Origin of the sequence: Azospirillum sp. TSH20 (assembly GCF_003115935.1) — a bacterium.
GTDB lineage: Bacteria > Pseudomonadota > Alphaproteobacteria > Azospirillales > Azospirillaceae > Azospirillum.
In genome coordinates, this window is the sequence record NZ_LGQU01000003.1 from 59,979 (window position 1) to 85,902 (window position 25,924).

Annotated in this window: 26 protein-coding genes; 12 read left to right on the forward strand and 14 right to left on the reverse strand. The window is 67.3% G+C overall.

The features are described 5' to 3' along the window. Window positions 1–24 precede the first annotated feature (24 nt). Together TSH20_RS01560 and TSH20_RS01565 are read right to left on the reverse strand one after the other, a co-directional pair. Window positions 25–3,528 (reverse strand): indolepyruvate ferredoxin oxidoreductase family protein, encoded by a 3,504-nt coding sequence (locus TSH20_RS01560; protein ID WP_109073075.1) that lies wholly within the window; start codon window positions 3,526–3,528, stop codon window positions 25–27. A 258-nt stretch (window positions 3,529–3,786) separates the two neighbouring features. Next, the gene (locus TSH20_RS01565) at window positions 3,787–4,854 is read right to left on the reverse strand and encodes a response regulator (protein WP_109073076.1); all 1,068 of its coding nucleotides are present in this window, start codon (window positions 4,852–4,854) and stop codon (window positions 3,787–3,789) included. A gap of 282 nt (window positions 4,855–5,136) precedes the next feature. Between TSH20_RS01565 and TSH20_RS01570 the strand changes: the two genes are divergently transcribed. Beyond that, on the forward strand, window positions 5,137–5,793 hold the full coding sequence (locus TSH20_RS01570; protein WP_109073077.1) for a hypothetical protein: 657 nt from the start codon (window positions 5,137–5,139) through the stop codon (window positions 5,791–5,793). Window positions 5,794–5,815: 22 nt separating this feature from the next. Here TSH20_RS01570 and TSH20_RS01575 read toward each other — a convergent pair whose 3' ends face one another. Further along, window positions 5,816–7,099 carry a lytic murein transglycosylase gene (locus TSH20_RS01575; protein ID WP_109073078.1) on the reverse strand — a complete coding sequence of 428 codons (1,284 nt, stop codon included), beginning with the start codon at window positions 7,097–7,099 and terminating at the stop codon, window positions 5,816–5,818. Window positions 7,100–7,476: 377 nt separating this feature from the next. Here TSH20_RS01575 and TSH20_RS01580 point away from each other — a divergent pair, with 377 nt between their 5' ends. Both TSH20_RS01580 and TSH20_RS01585 read left to right on the forward strand, forming a co-directional pair. After that, the gene (locus TSH20_RS01580; RefSeq protein WP_109073079.1) at window positions 7,477–8,544 is read left to right on the forward strand and encodes a glycosyltransferase; all 1,068 of its coding nucleotides are present in this window, start codon (window positions 7,477–7,479) and stop codon (window positions 8,542–8,544) included. Between the two features lie 93 nt (window positions 8,545–8,637). After that, on the forward strand, window positions 8,638–9,135 hold the full coding sequence (locus tag TSH20_RS01585; RefSeq protein ID WP_109073080.1) for a GNAT family N-acetyltransferase: 498 nt from the start codon (window positions 8,638–8,640) through the stop codon (window positions 9,133–9,135). A gap of 10 nt (window positions 9,136–9,145) precedes the next feature. Here the strand turns inward: TSH20_RS01585 and TSH20_RS01590 are convergent, their stop codons facing one another. After that, window positions 9,146–9,361: a hypothetical protein gene (locus TSH20_RS01590; protein WP_109073081.1), complete on the reverse strand. Its 216-nt coding sequence runs from the start codon at window positions 9,359–9,361 to the stop codon at window positions 9,146–9,148. A 360-nt stretch (window positions 9,362–9,721) separates the two neighbouring features. Next, a complete protein-coding gene (locus TSH20_RS01595) occupies window positions 9,722–9,970 on the reverse strand; it encodes a hypothetical protein (protein ID WP_109073082.1) in 249 nt (82 codons plus the stop codon). Between the two features lie 316 nt (window positions 9,971–10,286). Here TSH20_RS01595 and fumC point away from each other — a divergent pair, with 316 nt between their 5' ends. From fumC to TSH20_RS01615, 4 genes are all read left to right on the forward strand, one after another. Further along, entirely contained in the window at window positions 10,287–11,678 is a 1,392-nt protein-coding gene (fumC, locus tag TSH20_RS01600; RefSeq protein WP_109073083.1) for a class II fumarate hydratase, read from the forward strand. 91 nt (window positions 11,679–11,769) lie between these two features. Further along, complete coding sequence (locus tag TSH20_RS01605) at window positions 11,770–11,985, forward strand: ribbon-helix-helix domain-containing protein (protein WP_109073084.1); 216 nt, start codon at window positions 11,770–11,772, stop codon at window positions 11,983–11,985. A 91-nt stretch (window positions 11,986–12,076) separates the two neighbouring features. Further along, window positions 12,077–12,811, forward strand: coding sequence for a DUF599 domain-containing protein (locus tag TSH20_RS01610; protein WP_247871534.1), 735 nt, complete (start codon window positions 12,077–12,079; stop codon window positions 12,809–12,811). 138 nt (window positions 12,812–12,949) lie between these two features. Then, window positions 12,950–13,156, forward strand: coding sequence for a hypothetical protein (locus TSH20_RS01615; protein WP_109073086.1), 207 nt, complete (start codon window positions 12,950–12,952; stop codon window positions 13,154–13,156). Window positions 13,157–13,182: 26 nt separating this feature from the next. Here TSH20_RS01615 and TSH20_RS01620 read toward each other — a convergent pair whose 3' ends face one another. Then, entirely contained in the window at window positions 13,183–14,946 is a 1,764-nt protein-coding gene (locus tag TSH20_RS01620) for an EAL domain-containing protein (RefSeq protein ID WP_109073087.1), read from the reverse strand. Between the two features lie 328 nt (window positions 14,947–15,274). After that, window positions 15,275–16,438, reverse strand: coding sequence for an acyltransferase (locus TSH20_RS01625; protein ID WP_109073088.1), 1,164 nt, complete (start codon window positions 16,436–16,438; stop codon window positions 15,275–15,277). A 124-nt stretch (window positions 16,439–16,562) separates the two neighbouring features. Between TSH20_RS01625 and TSH20_RS34505 the strand changes: the two genes are divergently transcribed. Further along, window positions 16,563–16,952, forward strand: a complete 390-nt coding sequence (locus TSH20_RS34505) for a hypothetical protein (protein WP_146205423.1) — start codon at window positions 16,563–16,565, stop codon at window positions 16,950–16,952. A 58-nt stretch (window positions 16,953–17,010) separates the two neighbouring features. Here TSH20_RS34505 and TSH20_RS01630 read toward each other — a convergent pair whose 3' ends face one another. Together TSH20_RS01630 and purE are read right to left on the reverse strand one after the other, a co-directional pair. Next, window positions 17,011–18,135, reverse strand: coding sequence for a 5-(carboxyamino)imidazole ribonucleotide synthase (locus TSH20_RS01630; protein WP_109073089.1), 1,125 nt, complete (start codon window positions 18,133–18,135; stop codon window positions 17,011–17,013). A gap of 21 nt (window positions 18,136–18,156) precedes the next feature. Next, window positions 18,157–18,693, reverse strand: coding sequence for a 5-(carboxyamino)imidazole ribonucleotide mutase (gene purE / locus TSH20_RS01635; protein WP_109073090.1), 537 nt, complete (start codon window positions 18,691–18,693; stop codon window positions 18,157–18,159). A gap of 215 nt (window positions 18,694–18,908) precedes the next feature. On the opposite strand from purE, the gene TSH20_RS01640 reads away from it, so the two are divergent. Next, complete coding sequence (locus TSH20_RS01640; protein ID WP_247871535.1) at window positions 18,909–19,373, forward strand: group III truncated hemoglobin; 465 nt, start codon at window positions 18,909–18,911, stop codon at window positions 19,371–19,373. 121 nt (window positions 19,374–19,494) lie between these two features. Here the strand turns inward: TSH20_RS01640 and TSH20_RS01645 are convergent, their stop codons facing one another. After that, window positions 19,495–19,695 (reverse strand): DUF465 domain-containing protein, encoded by a 201-nt coding sequence (locus TSH20_RS01645; RefSeq protein WP_085089646.1) that lies wholly within the window; start codon window positions 19,693–19,695, stop codon window positions 19,495–19,497. 272 nt (window positions 19,696–19,967) lie between these two features. On the opposite strand from TSH20_RS01645, the gene TSH20_RS01650 reads away from it, so the two are divergent. Next, complete coding sequence (locus TSH20_RS01650) at window positions 19,968–21,062, forward strand: ATP-dependent 6-phosphofructokinase (protein ID WP_109073091.1); 1,095 nt, start codon at window positions 19,968–19,970, stop codon at window positions 21,060–21,062. A gap of 23 nt (window positions 21,063–21,085) precedes the next feature. Beyond that, window positions 21,086–21,541 (forward strand): TIGR02444 family protein, encoded by a 456-nt coding sequence (locus TSH20_RS01655; RefSeq protein WP_109073092.1) that lies wholly within the window; start codon window positions 21,086–21,088, stop codon window positions 21,539–21,541. A 42-nt stretch (window positions 21,542–21,583) separates the two neighbouring features. Here TSH20_RS01655 and TSH20_RS01660 read toward each other — a convergent pair whose 3' ends face one another. After that, complete coding sequence (locus TSH20_RS01660) at window positions 21,584–22,018, reverse strand: hypothetical protein (RefSeq protein ID WP_109073093.1); 435 nt, start codon at window positions 22,016–22,018, stop codon at window positions 21,584–21,586. A 183-nt stretch (window positions 22,019–22,201) separates the two neighbouring features. Here TSH20_RS01660 and TSH20_RS01665 point away from each other — a divergent pair, with 183 nt between their 5' ends. Further along, complete coding sequence (locus TSH20_RS01665; RefSeq protein WP_109073094.1) at window positions 22,202–23,989, forward strand: tetratricopeptide repeat protein; 1,788 nt, start codon at window positions 22,202–22,204, stop codon at window positions 23,987–23,989. Here TSH20_RS01665 and TSH20_RS01670 read toward each other — a convergent pair. From TSH20_RS01670 to TSH20_RS01680, 3 genes are all read right to left on the reverse strand, one after another. Beyond that, entirely contained in the window at window positions 23,965–24,228 is a 264-nt protein-coding gene (locus TSH20_RS01670) for a hypothetical protein (protein ID WP_146205424.1), read from the reverse strand. The two genes, TSH20_RS01665 and TSH20_RS01670, sit on opposite strands and share 25 nt — an antisense overlap. Before the next feature lie 101 nt (window positions 24,229–24,329). Beyond that, complete coding sequence (locus tag TSH20_RS01675; protein WP_109073096.1) at window positions 24,330–25,010, reverse strand: carbonic anhydrase; 681 nt, start codon at window positions 25,008–25,010, stop codon at window positions 24,330–24,332. Between the two features lie 144 nt (window positions 25,011–25,154). Beyond that, window positions 25,155–25,748 (reverse strand): UbiX family flavin prenyltransferase, encoded by a 594-nt coding sequence (locus TSH20_RS01680; RefSeq protein WP_109073097.1) that lies wholly within the window; start codon window positions 25,746–25,748, stop codon window positions 25,155–25,157. Window positions 25,749–25,924: the final 176 nt, after the last annotated feature.

A 25,924-nucleotide genomic window follows, 5' to 3' on the forward strand; every position in this document is an offset into this window, starting at 1 on the left:
CCTCACTGAACCACCCGAACCGCCTCACTCCGCCGCCAGCGGCTGCGGCGCGGCGACCGGGGCGCGGAAGTCGGCCAGCAGCTTGGCTTCCTTCGCCTTCGCCGCCGCGACGTTGCGGGCCTTCACCGGGCCATAGCCACGCATCTCCATCGGCAGCGAGGCGATCTCCACCGCCAGGGCCAGCTTCTCGCGGGTCAGGCCGTTCAGCAGCTCGCCCACCACTGCCTCGTAATCGGCGATCAGCTGGCGTTCCTGGCGGCGCTCGGCGGTGCGGCCGAACGGGTCCAGCCGGGTGCCGCGCAGGCGCTTGCCCTTGGCCAGCAGGCGCAGGGCGTGCAGCATCCACGGGCCGAAGGTCTTCTTCTTCGGCTCGCCGCTGTCCTCGGCGGTCTCGCCCATCACCGGCGGAGCCATGTGGAAGGTCAGCTTCCAGTCGCCTTCGAACATGCGCTGCACATTCTCGACGAAGCCGCTGTCGGTGTAGAGGCGCGCCACCTCATACTCGTCCTTGTAGGCCATCAGCTTGAAGTGGGCGCGGGCGACCGCATCGGTCAGAGCGGTGGAGCCGGGGACCTTCTGCTGCTCCGTACGGCGGGTCCAGTCGATCAGCGCGTGATAGCGGGCGGCATAGGCGGCGTCCTGGTAATCGACCAGGAAGCGGTGGCGGCGCTCGATCACCTCCTCCAGGCTGCCGGACTGGCGGCGCTGGTCGAGCAGCAGCGATTGCGCGGCCTGCACCGGCTCCTGCGGCTTCGCGGCGGCTTCCACCGCGGCCAAATCGACGGCGGCGCGGCGGCCCCATTGGAAGGCGTCGAGGTTCAGCTTCACCGACACGCCGTTCAGCTCGATCGCCTTCACGATCGACTCCTCGGTCAGCGGGATCAGCCCCTTCTGCCAGGCATAGCCCATCAGGAACGGGTTGGCGTAGATGCTGTCGCCCAAGAGAGCGGTGGCCAGCTTCGTCGCGTCGAAGGCGTTGACATTGGCGTCGCCGCCGCAGGCTTTGCGGATGTCGCCGACCAGATCGCGCACCGGGATCACCATGTCCGGCTTCTTGATGAAGTCGGCGGTGATGCTGTCATGGGTGTTGATGACGGCGCGGGTGCGGCCGGCGGTCATCTTCGACAGGCCGTCGCCCGCCGCCGCGACGATCAGGTCGCAGCCCAGCACCGCGTCGGCCCCGCCGGCTGCGATGCGGACGGAGTGGATGTCCTCCGGCGTGTTGGCGATGCGGATGTGGCTGGTGACCGCGCCGCCCTTCTGGGCGAGGCCGGTCATGTCGAGCACGCCGACGCCCTTGCCCTCGATGTGGGCGGCCATGCCCAGCAGCGCGCCGATGGTGACGACGCCGGTGCCGCCAACGCCGGTGACATACAGGCTCCAGGTCTTGTCGAAGACCGGAATGACGGGGGTAGGGAGGGCGGTGGCGTCGGCCGACTTCGCGGCCGCCGGCTTCGGCTTGCGCAACTGCCCGCCTTCCACCGTCACGAAGCTGGGGCAGAAGCCCTTGGTGCAGGAATAATCCTTGTTGCAGCTGGACTGGTCGATCTGGCGCTTGCGGCCGAACTCGGTCTCCTGCGGGATCACCGACACGCAGGACGACTTGGCGGAGCAGTCGCCGCAGCCTTCGCAGACCAGCTCGTTGATGACGACGCGCTTGGCCGGGTCGACCATCTTGCCGCGCTTGCGGCGGCGACGCTTCTCGGTGGCGCAGGTCTGGTCATAGATCAGGACGCTGACGCCGGGGACCTCGCGCATTTCCTTCTGCACGCGGTCGAGGTCGTCGCGATGCTCGACGTTGGCGTATTGCGGCAGGCCGCTGTTGATGCCGTACTTCTCCGGCTCGTCGGAGACGACGGTGATGCGCTGCACGCCCTCCGCCCGCAGGACGTTGGCGATCGACTGCACGGTCAGCGTGCCGTCGAAGGGCTGGCCGCCGGTCATGGCGACCGCGTCGTTGAACAGGATCTTGTAGGTGATGTTCACCTTGGCGGCGATGGCCTGACGGATCGCCAGGATGCCGGAATGGAAATAGGTGCCGTCGCCCAGGTTGGCGAAGATGTGCTTTTCCTCGGTGAAGGCGGCCTGACCGACCCACGGCACGCCTTCGCCGCCCATCTGGGTGAAGGTGTCGGTGGAGCGGTCCAGCCACGTCGCCATGTAATGGCAACCGATGCCGCCCAGCGCCCGGCTGCCCTCCGGCACGACGGTGGAGGTATTGTGCGGGCAGCCGGAGCAGAAGGTCGGCTTGCGCACCACGCGGGCGACATGGGCCTTCTGCTTCTCCTGCGCGTCGAGGAAGGCGATGCGGCGGACGAGGTTCTCGTTGTCGATGAAGCGCTGCAGGCGGCGGCCGATCACCACGGCGATCTGCGCCGGGGTCAGCTCGCCGGCGCTCGGCAGGATCCACTCGCCCTCCTCGTCGAACTTGCCGACCACCTTCGGGCGGACGTCGGGGTTCCAGTTGTAGAGCTGTTCCTTCAACTGGTTCTCGATGACCGCGCGCTTCTCCTCGACGACGACGATCTCTTCCAGACCCTCGGCGAAATGGCGCACGCCGTCGCGCTCCAGCGGCCAGGGCATGCCGACCTTGTAGACAGTGATGCCCCAATCGGCGGCCATCTCCTCGGTGATGCCCAACTCGTCGAAGGCCTGACGGACGTCGAGATAGCTCTTGCCGGTGGTGACGATACCGAAGCGCGGACGCGGGCTTTCCATCACCACGCGGTCCAGCTTGTTGGCACGCGCGAACGCCAGGGCGGCGTACAGCTTGTGCTTCATCAGCCGGTATTCCTGCTCCAGCGGCGGGTCGGGCCAGCGGATGTTCAGGCCGCCCGGCGGCATCGCGAAGTCGGCCGGGATGATCGGGGACACGCGGTGCGGGTCGATGTAGACCGACGCCGAGGTGTCCACCGTCTCCGCGATCGTCTTCATGGCGATCCAGCAGCCGGAAAAGCGGCTCATCTGCCAGCCGATCAGGCCGTAATCCAGGATCTCCTGCACCCCCGAAGGGTTCAGCACCGGGATCATGGCGTGCATGTAGGCGTGTTCGGACTGGTGCGGGAAGGTGGAGGATTTGCAGTTGTGGTCGTCGCCGGTCAGCACCAGCACGCCGCCATTCTTCGAGGTGCCGGCCGCGTTGGCATGCTTGAACACGTCGCCGGAGCGGTCTACGCCGGGGCCCTTGCCGTACCACATGGCGAAGACGCCGTCATACTTGGCGCCCTTGAACATGCCGACCTGCTGGCTGCCCCAGACGGCGGTGGCGCCCAGCTCCTCGTTCACGCCGGGCTGGAACTGGATGTGGTTCTTTTCCAGGAACTTGCGGGCGTTCCACAAATTCTGGTCGAAGCCGCCCAGCGGCGACCCTCGATAACCGGAAATGAAGCAGCCGGTGTTCAGCCCGGCGGCGAGATCGCGCTGACGCTGCATCATCGGCAGGCGCACCAGCGCCTGGGTGCCGGTGAGGTACACACGCCCCTCTTCGAGCGCGTACTTGTCTTCGAGCGAGACAGTTGCGAGCGCCATTCTTCATTTCCTCCCATCGGTCGGCAGCCTGGCAAACTCCGGTGCGGAGTGCTGGGACGCCGATTTGTTCGCTGGGCAAAAAGGTAATGAAGGCTGTCTTATATCGCAACGCCTGCGGCCGGCCGGATCGCAAAAAGCAAGGATCGGCCGGCAACCGGCGGTCTTCCGTAACGGAGCGTATGGAATGCCCTTCATTGCGGAAATTCCTGCTCCGCTCCCTTCTCGCCCGGAGCCTGTCCAAGCGATATGGGAACGGACTCAGCGGCTGGTGAGGGGGGATTTGCCCGGAGGGGTCGGGCTGCCGTTCTCCGGCCAGCCACCGAAGTCCGTATGCCCACGGGCGGCCAGCGTGCGGACGCTGGCGCGCAGCGTGCGGATCAGGCACAGCGCCACCGCCATCGACTGGGTGCTGCCGTCCGATCCCACCAGCCAGCGCAGGGCGGCGGCATGGGCCTGCAGGGCGTCGATATAGCCCTCGACATCGGGCTCCACCCAGGTGACGCAGGTGGACAGCGACGCGACGATGGAGGACGCGGCGGAATCGCCGGCGGTGGCGATCTGCAGGTCGGACAGGGAATGGCGCAGCCGGCTGCCGATCGGGTCCGGCCGGTCGATGGCCGCCTCCAGCTTGTCGAGCGCCAGCAGCAGCCGCACCCGCTTCGGATCGTCGCTGCGCATGGTGGCGGCACTGCGGTCCGGCGGCGTCGCGGATGCGGGGACGGCCGCCGGCGGCATGGGAGGCGGCAGTTGCGCCGCGCCGCTGACGACCGGACGCGGAGCCGTCGGCCGGGGGGAGGGCAGGCCGGCGGGGGAGATGCCGCCTTGGTCGACCGGGGGTGCGGAGTCAGGGCGGCTTTCGCTGCGGGGCTCCGCACCACCCGTCGTCCCGCCGGTGGTCGTGCCCCCGGTGGCTGTGCGCGGCGTGCCGTCGCGGCGGTTCAGCACCGCGTCGATGCGCCGGGCCAGCGTGGCGGCCGGCACCGGCTTGGCCAGCACGCTGTCGGCGCCGGCATCCCAGGCGCTGCGCACGGTGGCGAGATCGGCGTTGGCGGTCAGCACGATGATCGGCATGTTGGGCCGCAGGCTGCCCGGCGACTGGCGAATCCACTGGATCAGCTGCGCGCCGCCCACCGGCTCCATCACCCAGTCGGTCACCATCAGGTCGAACACCTCGCGCCGCAGCGCGTCCTTGGCCTCCTGCCCGTTGGCGACCGCGGTGATCTGGCCGACACCCCAAAGCCCCAGCATGTCCTTCAACGCCCGCTGCAGCAGCGGATTGTCGTCGACAATCAGGATCTTGACGGGGGAGGCGGGGCGCTTCGTCATGGAGTGGTTCCGATGATGCGGCTGTGTCTGTCCCCATATCCGCCTCGCCCCGCTCCTTTTCATGGGAAGGGGACGGGTGAGCGACCAATGAGACGCCCGATGCACCGTTGGGTGGGCCGGGTTATCCCCTCCGCCGTTCGAAAGGGTAGCCGGCCTGCGGCACCACCCCTTTCGATGCGCAGCCATGGACGCGCTTCATATCAGAAGATCCTGATCTCAGTGGACGCGCTGTCGGCGCGATCCTATGATTCCCACCATTCTCCTATGGGAAAGGGCGATGTGATGGACGGCGGTTGCGGTGGCGGATCCTGTGGCGGCGGTTCCTGCGGCGGTGGGTCTTCCCGTCCGTCCGGTGGATCGGACGACCTGAAGCACACGATGCGGATGGCGATGGTGGTGAACGGGCTGCTCGGCGCCCTGCTGCTCACCGCCGCTAACGCGACGCAGGCGGTGTCGCTGTGGGCGGCGGCGCTGCTGGTGCTGAACCACGCCGCTGGCCATGCGGTGACCCTGGTCGGCACGGGGCGGCGGCCCGACCTGCGCACCCGGCTGTCGATGTTGCAGGGTGTGGCGCTGGCGGTTGCCTCCGTGGCTCTGGTGGTGACTGCCGGGCGCAGCATCGCCGGCATGACCATTCCCGACGTGCCGCTCGCCAGCCTTGCCCTGCTGCTGGCCATCGGCGTGACGGTGGCGACCGCAACCCTGCTGTTCGCCAATCGGCGCGGCACGCTGACCCTGCGGGCGATCTGGCTGTGCTCGCGCAAGGACGTGCTGCCGCTTGCCGCCGGGCTGGTCGGTCTGGCGGCGAGCTGGCTTCTGTTCGACGGCGCGCCGGATGCGCTGGCTGGCGCCGGCGTGGCGGCGGTTCTGCTGGCGGGCGCCTGGGGGCTGCTGCGCGGCGGAATGGTGGGGGAGGGGAAGTCTGCGCCGATGCGTTAGACCGCCCCCCGACGCCGCCCCCTTACGACCGCTGCCGCAACCGCTCCAGCAGCGCCTTGGTGGCAAATCCGTCAGGGATCTCCCCGACCGACGCCTGGAACCGACGCACCGCGTTGCGCGTGTTCGCCCCGACGATGCCGTCGGCTGCGCCCGGCTCCATGCCCAGCGCCGCCAGACGCTGCTGCAGGTCGATGCGCTCGTCGCGGCTCAGTGCCTGTTCCTCGCGCGGCCAGCTGCCGCGGACGCCGGGCTTGCCGGTCATGCGGTCGGCCAGCAGGGCGACGGCCAGCGAATAGCTGGTCGACGGGTTGTAGCGCATGATCGCGCGGAAATTGTCGCGCACCAGGAAGGCCGGTCCGCGATGCCCGGCCAGCACCAGGATCGCCGCGGACCCGTCGCCGTCAAGCTCGCTGCCGTCCAGCGGACGCACGCCCAGCCGCCGCCATTCCGACAGCGGCTTGGTGATGCTCAGCTCGGCCTGATCGTAGGCGAAACCGTCGGGCAGCCGCACCTCCTGCCCCCAGGTCTCGCCCGGCCGCCAACCGTTGGCGAGCACGAACTTGGCGGTGGAGGCCAGGACGTCGGGCATGCTGCCCCAGATGTCGCGATGTCCGTCGCCGTCCTCGTCCACCGCGTTGCGCAGGAAGACGGTCGGCATGAACTGGGTCTGGCCCATGGCCCCGGCCCAGGAACCGCTCATCCGTTCCGGCGGGATGTCGCCGGACTCGAGGATGCGTAGGGCCGCCAGCAGTTCCGAGCGGAAATAGGCGGCGCGGCGACCCTCGAAGGCCAGCGTCGTCAGCGCGTCGATGACCGAGAAGTTGCCGGTGGATTTGCCGAAATCGGACTCCACTCCCCAGAAGGCGACCAGGACCTCCCCCGGAACGCCGGTGCGGCGGGTGATGCGGGAAAGCAACGCCGCATGCTCCTGCAGCTTCTGCCGGCCGTCCTGGACGCGCTTTTCATTCACGGCGCTGTCCAAATACTGCCACACTTGCCGGGTGAACTCGGGCTGGGCCGAGTCCAGCTCCACCACACGGTCGGACAGCTTCACCCGCTGGAAGGCGCGGTCGAAGGTCTGCGGACGGATGCCCTGGCTCAGCGCCTCGGCACGCAGCGCCGCCAGCCATTCGGCGAAGGAGACGGACTGCTGCGCCGCTGCCGCCGGGGCTGGGATGGCGGCAGCAGCAGTGCCGTTGGTCGGGGTGCCTGAGACGACCGGGGCGGTGGCGCCGGTGCTCTGGCAGCCGGCCATCAGCAGGGTGGCGAGAAGGAGGCGGGCGGGATGACGGAACGGGACTCGCATGCGCTCGACCGTGATCGGAGGGGGAACCGGGGCGTGACCCTAAGGCTCCCGGCCGCAAGGCTCAACCGACAAATGGATACCTCCGGGGTGGAACCCCCGATTGCGGGGGTGACACGCTTGCAGGGCCGGCGGACCGGTCCATATCAAAATCCAGCGCATCGCTTTCGCAATTCCCGTCCGGCGGGTCTCCGCCTTTCGGTGCCGATCCCGGAAAGACCGGTTCCCGACAAGGAAGACGGGACGGGAGCGAAATCCGGAACACCGCCTTCCTCTATTGCGTTGATCTGGAGGCACATCGATCCGGAACGCGCAACGATCGGGTGCCGCTTCGACGAAGAGGCCGCCTTCTGTCACGGAATGCCAAGGGTGCCGTCGCCATGAAAATCGTGATCTTCGGCTTGACCAACGGGTATCGCCATGATGGCGGGCACAGATCGCGCTGGCGTGCGCTGATCCAGGCGCTGGCGATCCGCGGCCATCGCGTCGTCGCGGTCGAACGCAGCGGCCCGGACGCGCCGACGCCCTGGACGATCCCCGGCGGCGACGTGCTGTCCTACGGCGCCTGGGACGATGTCGCGGTGGAGGCGGCGGCGCAGGCCGACGATGCCGGGGTGGCGCTGGTGGTGGCACAGGGGCCGGACGCCCGCCTTGCCGCCGACCTCGTCCGCCACTCCAAGGCACCGCGCCGTGTGCTCTACGATCCCGAAGCGGCGGTCAGCCTGACCGCGCTGGAGGCGGGGGAGAGCGTGGCCCATCTGCCGGCCGACGGGCTGGGCGGCTTCGACATGGTGCTTGCCTCCTGCGGCGGGCCGGCGCTGGACCGCTACCGCGCCAAGGCCGGGGCGGAATCGGTGGTCCCGCTCTATCCCTGGATCGTGCCGGAGGTGGACAAGCCCGGCGACTTCAAGCGGGAGTATCTGGGCGACCTCTGTTGCATCGTCGGCGGGCCGGACGGCATCCGCGAAGGGCTGGACAACTTCTTCATCAACCCCGCCCAGCGGCTGACCCGCCGTCGCTTCGTTCTGGTCGGCGCCGATCTGCCGGACGGCGTGCCGCGCGCCTCCAACATCCTGACCTTCCCCGATCTCGACCCGGCGCAGCATGCCGACGTGCTGGCTTCGGCCAGTCTGGCGCTGACGCTGGCCCGCGACGACGAGCGCAAGATCGGCTGGTGCCCGTCCGACCGGCTGTTCCTGGCCGCCGCCTGCGGCTCCGCCATCGTCGCCGACCAGTGGGAGGGGCTGGACAGCTTCTTCGAGCCCGGGCGCGAGATTCTGGTGGCCGCCCAGACCGACGACGTCACCACCGCGATGATGCTGCCGCGCAACCACCTAACCGACCTTGGCCGCCGGGCGCGCAAGCGGGTGCTGGCCGAACACAGCGCCGAACGACGCGTGCAGGAACTGCGCGGCATTCTCGACCTGAAGGGCGGCGGCGACGACTGACGGCGTCATGCTCAACGGGAGTGCGCAAGAGCGGGGAGCGGGCTATGGTCCGCTCCCCGTTTCGTTTGCGCCAATTCAGGGAGCCACCCGCCGATGCCGACCGTCACCATCCGCCCCGCCGTCGAGGAGGATTGCGCCACCATCCTGCGTTTCGTCCGCGAACTGGCGGAGTTCGAGCGCGAATCCGATGCGGTCAAGGCGACCGAGGAGGATTTCCGCCGCGACGGCTGGGGGCCGCAGCCGGTGTTCGAGGCGCTGATCGCCGAGTTGGATGGCGCGCCGGTCGGCTTCGTCCTGACCTTCCGCAATTTCTCCACCTGGGAGGGGCGGCCGGGCCTGTATGTCGAGGACCTCTACGTCACGCCCGACGCCCGACGCTATGGCGTCGGCCGCAAGCTTCTGGCCGCGGTGGCGCAACGCGCGGTGGAGCGCGGCTACCGTCGGGTCGACTTGAGTGTCCTGGATTGGAACCCGGCGCGTGGATTCTACGACCGGGTCGGCTTCCGCCAGATGAAGGAATGGCTCCCGTACCGGCTGACCGGGGACGCCCTGTCCACCCTTGCTGCGGAAGCCGGTGCCAAGGAAGAGTAACGCGCTGCGATCAGGCGGCGCGGTTCAACGCGGACGCGCCGATGATCTCGGCATAATCGGCACGTTCGTTGCGCAGGTTGGCCAAGAGATCGACCAGACTGTCGCGAACAAAAGCGTCGTCTTGCTCCACGATGGTGTCTTGGGTCAGCCGAATAAACTGATCGAGAAGCGCGATATGAGCCGCGGAAGACGCGTTGATCTTCTTGGTGTTGACGGCGCCGATCATGTAAATCTCCCTTGGCCTGAGCGTTCCCGATGACTTAATTAGGCCATCGAGCCAGTTAAGGACTTCCTAACAGGAATATGCGGCAGGTCGTATCTTCGGGGGTACTTCCGATCTATGGTCGCGTCGCAGCAACCGCCCGAAAGAATTAATCCAAACGCCTATGGCGGCGTTTTGAGACCTGCTGCACTCGATCACCGTCGGATGCCCGGCGGGTAGCATGCTCTATGACAACACGCACCGCTATGTCCGGTTGCTCAGACCGCCCGAGAAAATTGGAGGGGGTCTCTACCAAAGGGTGCGGTCCCAACAACCCGATTGGGCAACCGCAACCCCCTGAAAATGCTGACACTCGAAATATCGTTAGGCGGCGCGGCGGGCGTTCACGCGATCGCGGGCGTCGGCACGCTCCAGGGCGCGGGCGACCAGATCGTCGAAAATCCCGCCGATGGGCGCTTCCAGTGACGCCGCCCGCCCGGCCACCATCGGGCCTTCCATCAGGACGGAGCCTTCCTCGCCGGGGCCGAGAACGCGCCAACCGCGGCTCTTCATCTCCGAAACGCGCGTCCGGGCAATGAAGGCGCGGATATGGTCGTGTGCCAGATCGTCCATTCTGTTCCCCCTGTCGCTGTCGCCCAATGCTGTCGCCAAAATCCGTCGATGACCGCCGGATTTGCGGCGGTTCAACCGGTCACTCGGAAAAGGGTACGGAAGAATTGCGAACGCAACAAGAACAAATTCGGGGGTGAAGTGAGGATTCCTGCCGAGTCGCCCAAGCTCCCGCTTGGTCCGCCCCGAAACGCCCTCAAACTGCCACTTCAGACCGCCCCTTGCCGTCCGCACCTTCACCGCAAAGATCAGGCGGGGCGGGAGCATTTGCAACCCGCCCCATCCGTGACCAAAAGCGGCGATCAGGAAAGGTCCGACCATGAGCGGTGTCCGCACCGAAACCGACAGCTTCGGCCCCATAGACGTTCCGGCCAACCGTTACTGGGGCGCCCAGACCCAGCGCTCGCTCCAGAATTTCCGCATCGGCGGAGAGCGCATGCCGGTGCCGCTGGTGCGTGCGCTGGGCATCCAGAAGCGCGCCGCCGCCGCCGCCAACCTGAAGCTGGGCGTGCTCGACCCCAAGCTCGGCGCCGCGATCATGGAGGCGGCGGACGAGGTGATCGACGGCCGGCTGGCCGACCATTTTCCGCTGGTGGTCTGGCAAACCGGTTCCGGCACCCAGTCCAACATGAACGCCAACGAGGTGATCGCCAACCGTGCCATCGAGAAGCTGGGCGGCGCCATGGGGTCGAAGACGCCGATCCATCCCAACGACCACGTCAACATGGGGCAGTCGTCCAACGACAGTTTCCCCACCGCCATGCACATCGCCGCGGCAGATGAGATCGTGCGCAGCCTGATCCCGGCGTTGGAGCATCTGCGCACGGCGCTGGACGCCAAGGCCGATGCCTTCCAGGACATCGTCAAGATCGGCCGCACCCATCTGCAGGACGCCACGCCCCTGACGCTGGGGCAGGAGTTCTCCGGCTATGCCGCGCAGGTCTCCTACGGCATCGCCCGGGTGAAGGGCGCGCTGCCGCAGCTCTACCGGCTGGCCCAGGGCGGCACGGCGGTCGGCACCGGCCTGAACGCCAAGCCCGGTTTTGCCGAAGCCTTCGCCGAGGAGGTGGCGGCCTTCACCGGCCTTCCCTTCGTCACCGCGGAAAACAAGTTCGAGGCGCTGGCGACCCATGATTCGCTGGTCGACGTGCATGGCCATCTGAACACGCTGGCGGTGTCGCTGATGAAGATCGCCAACGACATCCGCCTCCTGGGCTCTGGCCCGCGGTCGGGCATCGGCGAGCTGTCGCTGCCGGAGAACGAGCCCGGCTCCTCGATCATGCCCGGCAAGGTCAACCCGACCCAGTCGGAGGCGATGACGATGGTCTGTGCCCAGGTGATGGGCAACCACACCACCGTGACCATCGCCGGCGCCACCGGCCATTTCGAACTGAACGTGTTCAAGCCGGTGATCGCCTTCAACGTTATGCAGTCGATCCGTCTGCTGGCCGACGCCGCGAACAGCTTCACCGACAATTGCGTGGTGGGAATCGAGGCCAACCGCGACCGCATCGCCAAACTGGTGTCGGACAGCCTGATGCTGGTGACGGCGCTCAATCCCCACATCGGCTATGACAATGCGGCGAAGATCGCCAAGAAAGCCCACAAGGAAGGGACAAGCCTAAAGGAGGCCGGGCGTGAACTCGGACTCCTGACGGATGAACAATTCGATCAATGGGTTCGCCCCGAACGGATGGTTGGTCCCGGTTAAGCTTGGGGTTAGGGTGGGGGTGTCGTCGTTCCCGGCCGTTCCGGCCTTCCTCTGACCACCCCCATCCCCCACTTGCGATGCGTGCGTGACCATGAAGAAGCGTTCGGTCCTGATCGCCGGCCACCCCACCAGCGTCTCCCTTGAGGAGGAGTTCTGGGACGCCCTGAAATCGGTTGCTCAGTCCCGCAGCCTGTCGGTGAACGCCCTGATCGAGGAGATCGACCAGACCCGCACCGGCAATCTCTCCAGCGCCATCCGCGTTCATGTCCTGAAGGCGGTGCAGGGGCGCGAAGCGGGAGAACGGTGACGGAGTCCTCTCGGACAGCCACAATGGACAGCCGTCCGCGGCCGGCGTACACGCTTGCTGGCCGTCCGCCACCCGACGAGACCCCGCCGCCATGCCCGCCGCAATGCCTTCCGACGTCACCACGCTCGACATCATCGCCTTCGTCTGGTTCGTTGGCTCCTGGGTCGGCTTCACCATCACCCAGGACCATCTGCTGGCCGGCCGCAACGTGCTGAACCAGCATCTGCGGATCGTGCGGCGCCACTGGATCGAGCGGATGCTGGAGCGCGACAACCGCATCATCGATTCGCAGCTGTTCGGCCATACTATGCACAGCTGCACTTTCTTCGCCTCCACCAACATGCTGGTGCTGGCCGGCCTGATCGGGTCCTTCGGCGCGGCGGAGCGGGCGCAGCAGTTCATCTCCGACCTGTCCTTCGCCGTCCAGACCTCGCCCCAGCTGTTCGAGATCAAGATGCTGCTGATGGTGGTGATCTTCACCTTCGGCTTCTTCAAGTTCACCTGGGCGCTGCGCCAGTACAATTACTGCTGCGCCCTGATCGGCTCGGCCCCGATGCCGCCGGTGCCGCCGGACGACCGCAAGGAAATCGCCCGGACCATCAGCGAGGCGCTGACCCTGGCGATCACCGCACTGAACGGCGGGATCCGCGCCTATTACTTTGCGCTGGCGGCGCTGGTCTGGGTCATCGGACCGATTCCCCTGATCGCGGCCTCCAGCGGCGTTGTTCTGGTTCTTACCCGCCGTCAGGCATTTTCCGCCACCGAGAAGGTCATCCGCGTGCAGACGCAATGGCTGGAGAGAAACGATTCAACCAAGATGAAATAACGTTTAAAAAGCCACCATGTTTTCCGCGCGTGCGACCAAATATCCTCTACCTGATGGCGAGTTGCGGCGTCTAAGGTCGACGCATCAAAAAACGGCGCGACGACCTTCCCGCGCGGCGCACAGGATATGAGGGCGACGATGGACGCCGATACCGCACTGAGCATCATGGATACCCTGGATCAGGCCGAAGCGCTTCTGCGCCGCATGCACCTGCGCGACGGCTGTGCGGGCGCCAATGCGCTGGCCCATAACCGGCAACTGCTGGACGCCGCCCGCCACCGGCTGGAGCAGGTCCACAGCATCGAGGGGATGGGCGCCTTCGCCGGTGCGACGGCGCTCGCCTGATCCGGCTGGCCTGGGGCAGGCCCGGCTCACCCCTTCAGCAGCACCTTGCCGCCGCTGCGCACCTTCGACCAGTCCTTGGCGAAATAAGCGAAGTCCCGCGACGGCCGGCTGAACAGGAAACCCTGGGCCAGCGACACCCCCAGCCCGGTCAGCAGATCGGCGTGCACCGCCTCCTCCACCTGCTCGCCGATCAGGTCCAGTCCCAACTGGCGGCAGACGTCGACCATCGACCGCAGCATCGCCATGTCGCGCGGGCTGTTGACGGCGCCGCGGACGAACTTGCCGTCGATCTTGGCGTAATCGGCCTGGATGCCGTACAGCGACTGGAAGCTAGTCGATCCGGCGCCGACATCGTCCAGGCAGATGCGGAACCCGGTCTCGCGCAGCTTCTGCAGCACCTCGTTCAGCTTGGCGATGTCGGTGACGATGACCGTTTCCGTCACCTCGATCAGCAGCTTCGCGGCCAGATCGCCATAGGGGGCGACGACCGACTGGAACTGCTTGAGGAAGATCGGGCTCATCAGCGTCTTGGCCGACAGGTTGATCGCCACGTCCGGCAGCTTGGGCTCCTTGCGGAACTCCTGCAACGTGTCCAGCACCGTGCGGGTCAGCAGCAGGTCGAAATCGTAGATCAGCCCGACATCCTCGGCGAAGGTGATGAAGTCGGCCGGCGAACTCATCCCGTCGACACGGGTCAGCGCCTCCAGATGGTGGACGGCGCCGGTGCCGATGTCGACGATCGGCTGGTAGACGACGATGAAGTCGCGGTTGTCGATGGTCGCGCGCAGCTGGCCGATCCGTTCCACCGCGCCGGCCATCAGCCGGTTGGCGCCATCCTCCAGGCTGGAGATGGTGAACTCCCCGCCTTGCGCCGAGGCGAAGGCCTGCACCGTGTAGACCAGCGCGCGCGCCGCATCCGCCGCGTCCAGCCGGTCGTCGGCCATGTCCAGCGTCCAGGACCGGATGCCGCCGGGCAGGGCGCCGCCCGCCGCCTCGATGATCTGGGCGATGTGGCCCTGCACCTCGTTCCCGTCGATGTCGGCGGCATGGACGATGCCGTAGCGGTCGCCGGTCAATTGGCCAGCGCTGTCGCCGTCGGCGGAGATGCCGCGCAGATATGCGTCGATGCCCTCGCGCACCTCCGCCGCGGCCCCTTCCGGCATCGTCTCCACCATCGCCTGCAGCCCCTCGACCAGCAGCAGGGTCAGCCCCTGGTCAAGCCCCTTCTCGCGGGCGGCGAGGATCCGCTCCTCCAGGATGCCGGCGAATCCGGTCTGGTCCAGCAACTCGCCCTGCCTCGCGGCGGCTGCGCCGGCGCCGTGGCGTTGCGGTGCGGTCAACAGCACGGTCAGGAACAGCGACCCCGGACAGGAATCGAGCCGGCAACCGCCCAGCAGGGCCGGGAACTGCTGCCCGTCGAAGGCCTGGAACAGCACGCGCGACGGCTTGATCCGCGCCTTCTCCCGGATGCGGTCGAACAGGACATGGACGTATTTGCGGTCGCCGGGCGCCACCACTTCCATCAGGTTGGTGCCGACCAGCCCGCCGACCTCGCCCTTGGTCAGGCGGCAGCGCGCCCCGGCGGAAAACAGGATGTTGCCCTGCGCGTCCGTTTCGATCAGCAGGTCGGCTGCGGCGAAGGCGAAGCCGACGAAGCGGTCCCTGTCGCGGCTTGATGCCGGACGGCGCGGCGCCGCCGAACCGGCAGCCGGCGTCATCACCGGGCCGATGGCCGGCGCTATCACCGGGGCGGAGCGTCCTGCACTGTCCTGCGCCAAGGGCATCGTCATGAGGTTACAAATTGCATCAAAGTTTAGAGAGTTTCAGGATGAATGTGACCGAGAGTAACCAATATCGCCATAGGTTAGAAGAGAGTCTGTTGCCGACGACCTTCGACTTAACAGAACGCGACAATTTGTGACATCTATTCCGTAAATGCCAACGATCCGGCGGCGCCTTGCCTTCTGCCTGTCTTCTCGGAAATTATCGTTACCGAAAACTTGGCGCGGTCATTCCGGGACCGCAACGACGGTCGTCGGAAGCGCTGGCCGGGAATCGGCAACCCCCGCAAGCGGGTTGTCGAGCGGCCGCCAAAACTCACGCGCCCGGTGTGCCGCATCAGGTGACGTCCACTGTCGCCGGCTGGACCGTGGGTTTGCGCCGGCCGAGAAGCAATGCGTTGAAGCTCGCCTGGCCGGGCATCTCGATGAACCGGTAGGTCAGGGCGGATGCCGCAACCACCGTCGCCAGATACGACAGCGCAAGCCCATCCATCACCCAGGTGCCACCGAAGAAGATCAGCCGCGTCTCTTCATCACCGACCGCCGTCTCGGAGAACATCGGCCGGCCCAGCAGCTTCTGCATCACGGCCGCCGTCTTCTGGTACAGGGCGATGACCAGCGCATGCACCATGTAGATGGAGTAGGAACGGGCGCCCAGCCACTGGAACTGCACCTTGGCCAGCAGGTGCGAGAGGACTCCCCCCTCGAAGGCGAACACCCAGACCACCAGGCCGAACAGCAGCGGCGAGGCGAAGGACAGGGCATTGCCGCGCGCCGCCGCCACGAACACGATCACCGCAATCAGGCAGGCCGCCTCCACCAGCCCCGCCATCGGCAGCTTCGCCAGTCCGGCGCTGCGGGCGGCCATGAACAGCCGATAGACGATGTGTCCGGCGAAGAAGCCGTAGAGGCAGCGGAAATAGCCGAGGTCGAAACTGGTATCGATGAAATGGTCCGACCATCCCATGACGACGAAGGCGCCTGCAGCCGACAGCGCCACGGCCGCCGCCGTCACCAGCCACGGGCGGCGGGCCAACAGGCAGACAAGGGCAAAGGTGATGTAGGCGAAGACCTCCGCGCTGATCGACCAGCTCGGCATGTTCCAGGTCAGCTCGCTCTCGACGCCCAGTGAATGGACCAGGAAGAGGTTGCTGAGGATGGACGACGGCGCGAAGCGGCCGGTGAAGGCCGCTGCCTCGCCGTGGATCGCCAGTGCCTTGACGATCTCCAGCGGAATGAACGCGACCAGGGTGGCCGCATGCAGGGGCCAGACACGGCCCATCCGCCGGACCAGAAAAATCCCGGCATCCGGTGCCGAGTTCAGGCGCCCGAGATAGGCGTGGGTGATGACGAAGCCACTAAGGACGAAGAAAAAGTCGACAAACAGATAGCTACCTCGAACGAACGGATTGAGATAAAAATTTCCAAAAGCGCTGAAATGGAATAAAGCCACGAATAACGCGCATAAGCCACGCCAACCGTCCAGCACTGGGAAACGCATTGGGTTTCTCCTAATCGGGGTGTCAATTCAGTCAGGTCATGTCGATGGCCGATCCTAATATTGCGGCGGAATATTCCTTCGATAGATAAGGAATAGGCGGTTGATTACCGCGGGGTGAAAGTAAATGCTGGTGGCGCAACCAAATAGCCGGAAAATCGGTTTATTCCGAATGACTGCCGACAGCTACCCCGGTCTGGTTCACTGTAGCGGCCCTGCAATTGGTGGGGAGTGCGGATTTGCCAAACTGTCCGGTGGCCATAGTGCCGATGGCACAGTTCGCAACACGGATTCGCCTCTCTGCCACCGGCTGGGTGCTGCCGGGGCAGTACGTCTCCTGCGCCCAGCGGTTGAGCTTTCTCACGATTGTGCCTGGCCGTTCCGCCCGGCATCCTTCATCCATCTCGTCGCGGCCGAAGAACCGGATGATGCCCATCCACCGGCGCAGCGCGTGCAGTGGCTGCAGTTCGGCCGTGGCGAGAACGAATTCCGCCCCGACATGAATCCCTGCATGTAAAAGGCCCCGCGACCGGTCCGGTCGGCGGGGCCTTCTAGTCTTTATGCGATCCGAAGCGTCAGCGGCGCACGAACAGCCGGTTGACATGGCCCATCTTGCGGCCGGGCCGCGCTTCCGCCTTGCCGTACAGGTGCAGCCGGGCACCGGGTTCGGCCAGCAGTTCGGGCCAGCGCAGCACGTCGTCGCCGATCAGGTTGGTCATCTCGGCATCGGCCAGCCGCTCCACCGATCCCAGCGGCAGGCCGCAGACCGCGCGCACCAGCTGTTCGAACTGGCTGGTGGCGCAGGCGTCCATGGTCCAGTGGCCGGAATTGTGCGGGCGCGGCGCCATCTCGTTGACCAACACGGCCCCGTCGGCGGTGACGAACATCTCCACCGCCAGCACGCCGACCAGATCCAAAGCCTCGGCGATGCGGCGCGCGATGCGGTCGGCTTCTGCCGAGGTCGCCTCCGACACCTTGTCCGCCGCGGCGGGGGCGATGGTGACGTCGAGGATGCCGTCCTTGTGGCGGTTCTCCACCGCCGGATAGGCGACCATGCCGCCGTCGGCGCCGCGGGCGACGATCACCGACACCTCGCAGGCGAAGGTGACGAAGCCCTCGACGATGCCCTCCACCCCCGGCTTGCCGCCGCCGATGGCCGCCCAAGCAGCCGCCGGATCGCTGCCGCTGTCCAGCCGCGCCTGACCCTTGCCGTCATAGCCGAGCCGCGTCGATTTCAGAACGCAGCGCGGTCCGATCTCCGCCACCGCGCTGGCGACCTCCTCGGCGCTGTTGGCCGCGCGCCAGGGTGCCGTCGCGATGCCGAGCCTGTTGACGAAGCTCTTTTCGGCGATGCGGTCCTGCGCAACCGACAGAACATTCGGGCCGGGGTTCAGGTTGGTGAAGCGGCGCAGATGCTCGGCCGTGGCGACCGGCACATTCTCCCACTCCAGAGTCACCACATCGACCGAGCGGGCGAAGCGCTCCAGCGCCTCCAGATCGTCCCAATCCGCCACCGTCGCCGCGGCGCTGACCTGCGCCGCCGGGCTGTCTGCCGCGTCGGGAGCGTAGACATGGGTCTTGTAGCCCAGCCGCGCGGCGGCAAGCGCCGTCATCCGGCCAAGCTGTCCGGCACCCAGCATGCCGATGGTGGAACCTGGGGCGAGGCGGGGCAGGAGAGTGCCGGTTGGCTTGCCGGTCATGGCGGTCAGGCTTTCTGTCTGTCAGGCGGGATCGTCTACGGGGGCCTCGGCCACCGCGGCGGTCTGGCGGGCGCGCCAGCCGTCCAGCGCCTCGGCCACCGCCGGGTCCATCAGCGCGATGACCGAGCCGGCCAGCAGGGCGGCGTTGATGGCGCCGGCCTTGCCGATTGCCAGGGTGCCGACCGGGACACCGCCCGGCATCTGCACGATCGACAGCAGGCTGTCCATGCCCTTCAGCGCGTGGCTTTCGACCGGAACGCCGAAGACCGGCAGCGGCGTCATCGACGCGGCCATGCCCGGCAGGTGGGCGGCGCCGCCGGCCCCGGCGATCACCACCTTCAGCCCGCGCGCCTTGGCGGTGGTGGCGTATTCCACCAGCCGGTGCGGGGTGCGGTGGGCGGAAACGATGCGGACCTCGTGCGGGACGCCCAGCGCCGCCAGCGTGTCGGCGGCATGCTTCATCGTCGTCCAATCGGACTGGCTGCCCATGATGATGCCGACCAGCGGCTGGGCGCCGGCAGCCGAAGGGGTGCTGTTCGGGGAGTGATCGGCGGTCACGGCCTGGCGCTTTCCTCAAGGTCCGGAAAGCGGCGCATTATAGGAGGAGTCGGGCGCCTGTCCAGAGGCGCCGCCGCTCCGCCTCCTCCGGCCACGACGAATCCGGGCCTGCGGCTGCGACATTCCGGCCCTTCCGATGGAACATGGTTCCACCTATGGTGCCGTCATATATGGACTGGATAGACCCTGCTCATTCCCGGAACCGGACCCATCGCATGACCGACGCCGCTCCCAACGAAGACTCCAACGACGACCGACGCAAAGAGCACCGGGACATCCGCGCCGCGATGGCGGAGGAACGGATGGCCACCGTCGGCATCAACGAGGCGTCGATCGAGACGCTGGTGCGGACCTTCTATGGCAAGATCATGAAGGACGAGGAGCTTGGTCCGATCTTCGGCCGCGCCATCACCGATTGGGAACCGCATCTGCGCAAGATGATGAATTTCTGGTCGTCCATCGCTCTGCTGACCCAGCGTTACGACGGCCGCCCGATGCCGGTCCACATCTCGCTTGGGCTGGAGCCGCCGCATTTCGAGCGCTGGCTCGGCCTGTTCCGCGAGACCGCCCACGAGGTACTGCCCGCCGAGGGCGCCAACTTCCTGATCGGCAAGGCCGAGAACATCGCCCGCAGCTTCCAGATGGGCATCCAGTTCTTCACCGTGCCCAAGAAGGAGTGAGGGGGCTTTCCCATCAGGAAACCGTCATCCCCGCGAAGGCGGGAATCCAGTCTTTCCAAGCGCTTGATCCGGCAGCCTGGATTCCCGCATCCGCGGGGATGACGCCCAAAGGCCCGTATGGTTAAGCAATAATGTCCGGCAACAGCCGGCTCTCCAGGACCATGATCTGGTCCTTCAGCATCAGCTTGCGCTTTTTCAGCCGCTGCATCTGCAACTGGTCATAGGGCGCGCGTTCGACCAGCCGGGCGATGACGTCGTCCAGGTCGCGGTGCTCGCTGCGCAAGCTCGCCAGCTTTTCCTTCAAAATCTCTTGCTCGTTCATCGCGCCCGTTAGGAATGGCCGTTGCCCCGGGTGGATCGGGGGTGCTCTTGCGGGTAACCCGTTGGCTGGGCGGGCCGGACTATACCAGAAATCCAGCGGCACGGCACCGCCAAACCGCCGGTTCGGTCCTTTGGCCATCCGGGATATCACCGCGGCGAGGGGATCGGCCCGATGCCTCCTTTGCGGATACCGGCAATGATTGCGGGAAACGCCCTTTCCGGTAACATGGTGGTCCATTTCAATGAACAGGCGAACGGGACGGGAAACCCTCAATGACTGCCCCAATTAAAGCCGGCAAGCGTATCGGCATCCTGACCAGCGGCGGCGATTGCGCCGGGTTGAACGCGGTCATCCGTGCGGTGGTTCACCGCGCCACCGGCTATGGCTGGCAGGTGCTGGGGATCAAGGAAGGCACCCAGGGCCTGCTCCAGCGCCCGGTCCAGTACCAGACGCTCGACCTCGGCTGCGTCGACGGCCACATGATGCGCCAGGGCGGCACCATCCTGGGCACGACCAACCGCGGCGACCCCTTCGCCTATCCGATGCCCGACGGCACGCTGAAGGACCGTTCCGACGAGATCATCGGCGGCTACCGCGAACTCGGTCTGGACGCGCTGATCGGCATCGGGGGTGACGGCAGCTTCGCCATCCTGCACAAGCTGGCGCAGAAGGGCGGCTTCCCGATGGTGGGCGTGCCCAAGACCATCGACAACGACCTGGGCAAGACCGAGGTATCGGTCGGCTACGACACCGCCGTCGCCGTGGCGGTGGAGGCGCTGGACCGCCTGCAGCCCACCGCGGCCAGCCACCACCGCGTGATGGTTCTGGAGGTGATGGGCCGCGACGCCGGACACATCGCGCTGGCGGCCGGAATCGCCGGCGGGGCCGACGTGATCCTGATCCCGGAAATCCCCTATTCCATCGAAAGCATTGCCTCCAAGATCAAGGACGTCCGCGATTCGGGGCGCAACTTCGCCCTGGTCGTGGTGTCGGAAGCGGTGAAGACCCTGGAAGGAACCGGCGTCAAGAAGATCCTCCAGGGCGGCGAGAAGCGCTATGGCGGCATCGGCGACTACATTGGCGAGAAGATCGCCGACGCCACCGGGGCCGAAACGCGCGTCACCGTGCTCGGCCATGTCCAGCGCGGCAGCATGCCCAGCCCGCGCGACCGCCTGATCGCCTCGGCCTTCGGCGTCCATGCCGTCGACCTCATCGCGGAGGGCAAGTTCAACCGCATGGTCGCCTGGGCCAACCGCGGCGTCATCGACGTGCCGATCACCGAAGCGATCGAGCATTACTCCTGCGTCGAACTGGACGGCGCGCTGGTGAAGACCGCCCGCGGCCTGAACATCAGCTTCGGTGACTGACCGGCCCGATGACAGGCGTCCCCATGACCGGCACGAAGTCGGCGAACCCGTTCTGGGACTTCTCCCTGGCCGTCTACGGCCGGCCGGGTGTGCCTGCCTGCTGTCTCGCCCTGCAGGACCGGCGTGGGGTGGACGTCAATGTTCTGTTGTTCGCCGCCTGGGCCGGGCTGGAGTGCGGCGTCCGCCTGTCCGCCGGGGACCTCGCCCGCATCGACGGCGCGGTGTCCGGCTGGCGCGAGGAGATGGTGCGCCCGCTGCGCGCCCTGCGCCGCCGCGCAAAGGCGGAGGACGATACCCTCTACCGCCGCATGAAGGCCGCGGAACTGGAGGCCGAGCGTGTCCAGCAGGACCGCCTGTTCGCCGCCGGCGGGTTCCTGCCGCAGCCGGGCGGCAGCGTGACACTGGCCGCCGCCAACATGGCGCGGCTGGTGCCGGGCGGCGATCCGGCGCTGGAGGAGTTGGTGGGGGTGTTGGGATAACGGATTCAGGGTGGGGGTCTAACTCCGCAAGAAGCTAAGCCTCTACCTGTTCAGAATCAGCTCGTCCGGATTGCGCACCGTGTTCGACACCAGCACCGGCTTGCCCGCATAGAAGGCACTGCAGCGCTTGCCGCTGACCAGACGGGTCAGCGCCGCTTCCCACTCGCGCCCCTTCGGGCCGATGATGCGCAGCTTCAACTGGTCGACCAGCGGAACGACCTTGAAGGACTCGATCTCGATCGGCTCGGCGCTGGTGGTGGTGAAGACATCCTGCTTCAGCGTCAGGGTCTTGCCGTTGATCTCCAGCGTCACGTCCTGCGCCCACGGGCAGCCGTTCGACTTGGCGCCTTCGTTGGCCTGCGCGGCACCGATACCGAACCCCAGCATCAGGGCGGCGGCGAGAGTGACCCGGCGGAGGCCGGATTGGCCCCGGCGGAGGCCGAATTGGCAAAATGCCCGGATTGGGCGGGAGGTCATGATCCGCTCCTCAGGAATGCGGCGCGGACAATAGCGATGCGTCAGCCTCATGACAATCCAGGGAAAATCCCGATTCTGTGACCGTTTGCGTCGATTTCCGACCGTGCCCGGCTGGACCGCGGAGGGGGCGCCGGGGCATGATCTGGACCCAGGCTGCACTCCCGCCAATCCACAAGAGTCCCGATGGTCACTTTGTCGCAGGCCCTGCTGATCGCCCTCGACCACCATCAGGCGGGCCGGATGGTGGAGGCGGAGGACATCTATCGCCGAATCCTCAACGCCGATCCGGAACATGCCAACGCCATGGAACTGCTGGGCGTGCTCGCCGCCCAGACCGGCCGGTTTGGTGCGGCCGGCCGCATCCTGCGCCTTGCGGTGGCGTTGCGTCCCGATGGAGCCGGCGGCCTGTCCAACCTTGCCGGGGTAGAGCAGTCGGCCCGCGCCCTTGATGGCGCGGTGCGGCTCTATGGCCGGGCGCTGCGCCTGCTGCCCGACCTTGCCGACGCCCACGCCAGCCGCGCCGGGGCCCTGCGCCGGCTGGGGCAGGCGGAGGCGGCACTCCTCGCCACCGCCAAGGCGCTTGCTCTGGCACCCGGCCATGCCGACGCGCTGGCAAACCGGGCAGCCGCCCTGCTGTCGTCCGGCGATCCCGCGTCGGCCGAGCGCTGCGCCCGTCGTTCGCTCCGCCTGAACGTCCGCTCCGCCGTCGCGCACGCGACCCTGGCCGCAGCGCTCGCCGCGCAACGCCGCTGGGTGGAGGCGGAGACCGCCGCCCGCGATTCGCTGGCGCTCGACCGGAATGCCGGCGAGGCGTGGGAGGTGCTGGGCGCCGTCCTGGGCAAGCTCGGCCGCTTCCCGGAGTCGCTGGAGGCATTCACGGCGGCCGAGCGGTTGCAGCCCGGCTCCTCGCCAAATTCGTCCCTGTATGCGGCGCGCGGCACCGCCCTGATCGCCATGGCCCGCCCGGCGGAGGCGGCTGCCGACTTCGAGCGCGCCCTGGCCGTCCGGCCGCAGGATGCCGGGCTGCATTGGAATCTCGGCTTCGCCTGTCTGATGGCCGGCGATTACGCGCGCGGCTGGCCGGAGTTCGACTGGCGCCGCCATGACGACCGTGCCGAACCGCCCTGGCGCCACTTCACCCAGCCGACATGGCGCGGCGAGCCTCTGAACGGCCGGACCATCCTGCTCTATGCCGAGCAGGGGTTGGGCGACACGCTGCAGTTCCTGCGCTACGTCCCGTTGGTGGCGGCCCGCGGCGGTCGGGTGGTTCTGGAGGTGCAGCGCCCCCTGTTGCCGCTGATGCAGGGCGTGGCGGGCGCGGCGCAGGTCATCGCCCGCGGCGACCCGTTGCCGCCCTTCGACCTCGAATGCCCGCTGATGAGCCTGCCGCGTGCCTTTGCCACCGTCGTGGACGGCGTGCCGGCCGATATCCCCTACCTGCGCCCCGATCCCCTGCGCGTCGCCCGCTGGCGCGACCGGCTGGGGCCGCATGGCGCGCTGCGTGTCGGGTTGGTCTGGGCCGGCAACCCGCGCTTTCCCGGCGACGTGGAGCGCTCACCCAAGCTGGCTGGCCTGCGTGGGCTGCTCGACGTGCCGGGCTGCCGCTTCTACGGCTTGCAGATGGGTCCGGGCCGCGCCGACCTTGCCGACGCCGTCCTGCCGGACAGCTTCACTGACCTGGGGCCGGAGATCGCCGACTTCGCCGACACCGCGGCGATCATGGCGAACCTGGACATCGTGGTGTCCTCCTGCACCGGGCCGGCGCATCTGGCCGGGGCGCTCGGCGTGCCGCTCTGGCTGGCGCTGCCCTTCTCGCCCGATTGGCGCTGGCTGACCGGCCGCGACGACAGCCCCTGGTATCCGACCGCCCGCCTGTTCCGGCAGCCGGCGCCCGGCGACTGGTCGTCGGTCGCCGGACGCATGGCCGCGGAACTGGCGCTGTCGGCTCAGCGCTTCAGCCCGTTGCCGTAGCGCGAGCAGTCGTAATCGTCGGTTCCGGCCTCGGCATGGCCGCCGTTGGAGGTGTTGTAGCGCGGGTCGTCGCAGCGGCCGTTGCGGGCATAGGACGAATCGGAACCTCCCGACCCGAACAGCCCGCCGCCGCTCCCGCCGAACAGGCCGCCGCTGCTACCGTTGCTGCTGGTCTGGTTGCAGGCGGCGAGCGCCAGCGGCACGGCGGCGACAACAAGGACTCGAAGTGCGGTCTTCATGGCATTCCCTTCCCGGTTGGTGATGGCGAAGAAAAAGCGTTCCTTCGCCTTCAACAGGGCAGGGCGCCGGTAAATTCCCGCGCCAGCGTTTCGGCCGATGCTTACTCGAACGGCTGGAACAAGCGGGTGGTGGGATTGATCGCCCACATTTCGCCGGTCTGGATGTCGAACCACCAGCCATGGATGTTCAGCGTGCCGGCTTCCACCCCTTCGCGCACGAAGGGGAAGGTCATCAAATTATCGACCGACGCGCGGACCGCAGCCCGTTCGATCACCGCCGGGGTGCTCTGCAGCTTTTCCGCATCGGCCCGCGCCTGTTCGGAGCCTTCCGGTCCGACATAGGGGTCGAGCGCCGAACCGGCGATGGACACCCAGGGGGAAATGAAATCGTCCGCTGACTTCTGCCCGGCGCGCAGCCGGATCAGGCCCTGGATGCCGCCGCACTGGGCATGGCCCAGCACAATGATCTCCGACACCTTCAGCGACTTGACCGCATATTCGATCGCGGCCGAGGTGCCGTGATAGGCGCCGTCGGGCTGGTAGGGCGGGACGAGGTTGGCGACGTTGCGCACGACGAACAGCTCGCCCGGCTCCGCCGTGGTCAGCAGGGCGGGATCGACACGGCTGTCGGAGCAGCCGATCACCAGCACCTCCGGGTGCTGCCCTTCGGTCACCAGTTGCCGCATGCTGTCGGGACGCCGCTCGTAATAGCGGGCGCGGAAGGACTTGATGCCGGCCAGTAGCTGGCGGATGGGCTCGCTCGGTTTGCTGCTGAAGGGCATGGTCGGCCTGTTCCCGTTGCTGCCGGCCGGCGGCTGTGCCGGCTCCGCATCATGATTCATTGACAGCGGTATAGCGGCATTGCGCCCGCGCACCAAGCCGCCTGTTGGGCGGTACCGCAACAAGCGATCCGCGGCGGCGGTCGGTCAGGCCACCTCCGGCCGTTCGCCCCACCGCCGCAGGTTGCCGGCGTCCAGCCCGAACAGGTCCAGCACCCGCCCCACCGAATGGTCGACCAGATCGTCGATGCTCTGCGGCTTGGCGTAGAAGGCCGGCACCGGCGGCGCGATCACCGCGCCCATTTCCGCCAGCGCGGTCATGGTGCGCAGGTGGCCCAGATGCAGCGGCGTCTCCCGCACCATCAGCACCAGCCGCCGCCGCTCCTTCAGCGCCACGTCGGCCGCCCGCGTCAGCAGGGTGGAGGTGACGCCGCTGGCGATCTCGCTCATCGTGCGGACGGAGCAGGGGGCGACCACCATGCCCAGCGTGCGGAAGCTGCCGCTGGACACCGCCGCGCCGATATCGGCCGCGGCATAGCTGACATCGGCCAGCGCCCGCAGCTCCGCCACCTTCATGCTGGTTTCGTGCGCCAGCGTGACCTCGGCCGAGCGGCTGACGACCAGATGCGATTCGACGCCGATCCGCCGCAGTGTCTGCAGCATGCGGATGCCATAGATCACCCCCGACGCGCCGCTGATGCCGACGACGAGCCGGGGCGGAGAGGTGGTGGGATCGGTCATGGCGGGATTCTATGCTCTCATCAAGCGACAAGCCCTCTCCCGCCCCGGGAGAGGGAGGGGACCCGCGCCGCAGGCGTGGGGAGGGTGAGGGGTAATCCAAAGAACCAGAAGCGCATGGCTTCGCACCTCACCCCTCACCCTTCCCATGCTGCGCATGGGCCCCTTCCCTCCCCCGG